Annotated in this window: 3 protein-coding genes and 1 pseudogene; all 4 read left to right on the forward strand. The window is 78.0% G+C overall.

Going from position 1 to position 3597, the window contains the following annotated elements:
• Nucleotides 1-82 precede the first annotated feature (82 nt).
• A pseudogene (locus ACFV0G_RS13100) lies at nt 83-556 on the forward strand (glycosyltransferase); the annotation flags it as partial.
• A 172-nt stretch (nt 557-728) separates the two neighbouring features.
• On the forward strand, nt 729-1082 hold the full coding sequence (locus tag ACFV0G_RS13105; RefSeq protein ID WP_380545935.1) for a glycosyltransferase: 354 nt from the start codon (nt 729-731) through the stop codon (nt 1080-1082).
• Nucleotides 1083-1420: 338 nt separating this feature from the next.
• Nucleotides 1421-2902 carry a sugar transferase gene (locus ACFV0G_RS13110; protein WP_380545937.1) on the forward strand — a complete coding sequence of 494 codons (1482 nt, stop codon included), beginning with the start codon at nt 1421-1423 and terminating at the stop codon, nt 2900-2902.
• A 1-nt stretch (nt 2903) separates the two neighbouring features.
• Entirely contained in the window at nt 2904-3584 is a 681-nt protein-coding gene (locus ACFV0G_RS13115) for a hypothetical protein (protein WP_380545939.1), read from the forward strand.
• The last annotated feature ends 13 nt before the right edge of the window (nt 3585-3597 follow it).

Raw genomic sequence — 3597 nt, forward strand, 5'->3', positions numbered from 1 at the left:
CCGGGCGCGGCGCGGGGGGGCGCCCCCCGCGGGGGGGGTGGCCCGGCGGCGGCGCCGGATCGTCCGGGCGGCCGCGCCGGACGTGCTCCATCTGCACAGCGCCAAGGCGGGGCTGGCCGGCCGGCTCGCCGTCCGCGGTGCGCTGCCGACCGTCTTCCAGCCGCACGCCTGGTCGTTCGCCGCGGTGGACGGGCCGCTGGCGGCCGCCACCCGGGCCTGGGAGCGGTACGCCGCCCGCTGGGCGCACACCCTGCTGTGCGTCAGCGAGCAGGAGCGTGCCGACGGCGCGGCGGCCGGGGTGGCCGGGCGCTGGCGGGTGGTCCCGAACGGCGTGGACCTCGGCCGGCACACCGCCGCCGATGCCTCCGCCCGGCTCGCCGCCCGCACCGCGCTCGGCCTGGACCCGGGCGCCCCGCTGGCGGTCTGCCTCGGCCGGATCTGTCGGCAGAAGGGCCAGGACGTGCTGCTGGAGGCCTGGCCGGCGGTGGCCGCCAGGGTCCCCGCGGCGCGCCTCGCGGTGGTCGGCGCCGGGCCCGACGAGGACCTGCTGGCGGCCCGGGCGCAGGCGCTGTCCGACCCCGCTGCGGTGCTGCTGCCCGGTGCGGTCGCCGATCCGCGGCCCCGCCGTGGACGTGGGGGGGGCCGGGGCGCGGGGGGGCCCCGCCCCGGGGGGGGGGGTGCGGCCGGGGGGGTTCGCGTCGCCGGGGCCGGGGGGGCCCGCGCCCGACGTGGTGGTGCTCCCCTCGCGCTGGGAGGGCATGGCGCTGGCCCCGCTGGAGGCGATGGCGGCCGCCCGGCCGGTGCTGCTGACCGATGTGCCGGGCGCCCGCGAGTGCCTGCCGCCGCCGCCGGCCGGGACGGCGCCGGTGCCGCCGGAGCAGCCCGGCCCGCTGGCCGAACGGCTGGCCGAGGCGCTCGCCGATCCGAACGAGTGTGCCCGTCGTGGCGGTTGGGCGCGCGAGCACGTGGCGCGCCGGCACGACGTCCGCGACACGGTCGCGCAGGTCGCGGCGGTGTACCGGGAGATGCTCCCGGCGGGCGGCCCGCGGCGCCCGGATCGCCGTGTCTCCCGGGGATTCTGATCGTTTATCCGACTGTGAGTGCTTGCCCGGGCCACCGCCCGCTCCCGGCCCCCCGACGGACCGCGGTCCGGCCGTCCGACAGTCCGACAAATGGGCGGGTGGGATGAAACGCCACGTCAACTCGTCGTGTTGAAGCAAGCGTTCGCTATTGTCTGATTTTGCCTGTTTCGTACCCGTTCCATGTGGGCGGCCGTCCGGCCGGTCCGCTGCCGGACGGGCCGATCGCCGCCCAGGCAGCAGGTGCCTACCTGGACCGCCTCCACCGGGCCGGGCCGCCGAACCGGTAGGGGCCGGCCGCCCCGCGACGGCCGGTACACAGCAGGGGAGTTCGCGCACAGATGACCATCGACCACGAGAGCGTGCCGAGGCCGGGACGGCCACCCTCGCCCCGGCGGCAGCCCGCGACCGGCCTGCTCGACCGGCCGGCCGCGGCGTCCCGCTCCCGTCCGGTGCCCTCGCCCGGCCGGCACCGCCGGCCCGTCCGCTCCCGGGTCGCCCTGCCCGCCGGGCTGCTCGGCTCCGACGTCCTCGCGCTCGGCGCGGCCACCCTGCTCTCGGTCGGCGACCGGCCGCTGCACGCCGTCGCCGTCGTGCTCTCCGTGCAGCTCCCGCTCAACCTGGCGGGCGGCCTCTACCGCACCAGGCTCACCGTCTCCGCCCTCGACGACCTGCCCGCGCTGGCCGGCCGGGCCGCCGTCGCCGTCGCCTTCGCGGTCACCCTCGACGCCTGCCTCGGCGGCACCAGGCCCGGCTCCCCGCTGCGGCTCGCCGCGCTGCTCACCGCCTTCACCCTGCTGGCCTGCCTGGGCCGCGCGTTCGTCTACCGCCTGCTGCGCCGCGCCCGGCGGCGCCGGCCCAGCCCCGCCCTCGTCCTGGGCGCCGGCCAGCTCGGCCAGCGGGTCGCCGCCGCCATGCTGGAGCACCGCGAGTACGGGCTGCGCCCGGTCGGCTTCCTCGACTCCCAGCCCGGCCTGCTGGCCGACGGCCCGGCGCTGCGCGTCCTGGGCGGCCACGACGCCCTGGAGAGCCAGCTGCGCCGCAAGCGCATCCACCACGTGGTGGTCACCGAGGGCGCCGCCGACGACGCCCAGACCGCCGCCGCACTGCGCGCCGCCACCCGGCTGGGCTGCACCGTCTGGCTGGTGCCGCAGCTGCGCGAGTACGCGGCGCTCGGCCGCCGCGGCACCGACCAGATCTGGGGCTTCCCGGTCGTCCCGCTGGGCCGGCCGGCGCTGCGCCGCCCCAGCTGGCTCGTCAAGCGGGTGCTGGACGCCACCGCGGCCTCGCTCGGCCTGCTGCTGCTCTCCCCGGTGCTGGCCGCCTGCGCGCTCGCCGTCCGCTTCGACACCGGCCCCGGCGTGCTCTTCCGGCAGCAGCGCACCGGCCTGGACGGCCAGGTGTTCACCCTGCTCAAGTTCCGTACGCTGCGCCCGAGCAACGAGCACGAGTCGGCGACGCGCTGGAACATCTCCCAGGACCACCGGATGGGCGCCGTCGGCCGGCTGCTGCGCCGCACCTCGATGGACGAGCTGCCCCAGCTGTGGAACGTCGTCCGCGGCGACATGAGCCTGGTCGGCCCGCGCCCGGAGCGCCCGTACTTCGTCCTGCGGTTCGGCCAGGCCTACCCCGAGTACCAGGACCGCCACCGGGTGCCGGTCGGCCTCACCGGCCTCGCCCAGGTGAACGGGCTGCGCGGGGACACCTCGATCGAGGACCGGGCCCGCTTCGACAACCGCTACATCGAGGGCTGGAGCCTCTGGCAGGACGCCAAGATCCTGCTGCGGACGGCCGTCCTGATGCTCCACCCGGACGGGAGCTGACGTGGTCCTCTCCCTGCAACCCGCCGGCGCGGCAATGGAGTTGCGCCGCCCGTGGGCCAGACCCCGGCTCACCGCGCTGACCGCCGCCGCCACCGTGCTGCTGGTCTGCGTCCCGACCGGGGAGAAGGACGTCAGCGCCGCCGTCCACATCACCCCGGCGGACCTCGCCTCCACCGTCCTGGTCGCGCTGGTCGGCGTCGAGCTGCTGCGCGGCCGGGCGGCCCGGCTGGACACCGCGGTCTGCCTGCTGTTCGGGTCCGTGGTCTGCGCGGCCGCGGCGGCCACCCTGGCCTCGATCGACCCGGCCGCCTCGCTCTCCGGCTTCGTCCGGCTGGTCCAGGTCTTCGTGCTCGTCCCGGCCGCGGTGGCCTGCGCCGTCCGGGACGAGGCCGGGCGGCGGCTGGTGCTCGGCGCGTTCGTGGCGGCCGCGCTGGTGGAGGGCGCGGTCGGCGCCCGCCAGTTCCTCACCCGGACCGGCGCCTCGTACACCGGGCAGCCGATCCGCGCGGTCGGCACCTTCGGGGCGCTGGACGTCATGGCGATGTCCACCGTGGTCGCCTTCGGTCTGCTCGCCGCCCTCGCCCTCGCGCTCGGCGAGCGCGGCCCGCACGGCAACCCGGCCCGTGGGGGCGGGGGGGGTGAGGGGGGGGGGGGGGCGAAGACTGCGACACCGGAGCGCTGATAGAACCTGGGCG

It is taken from the genome of Kitasatospora sp. NPDC059571 (genome assembly GCF_042735675.1).
Lineage (GTDB): Bacteria > Actinomycetota > Actinomycetes > Streptomycetales > Streptomycetaceae > Kitasatospora.

Coding starts and splice junctions, on each gene's coding strand:
- ACFV0G_RS13110 (WP_380545937.1), top strand. CDS start 1,421: ATGACCATCGACCACGAGAGCGTGCCGAGGCCGGGACGGCCACCCTCG.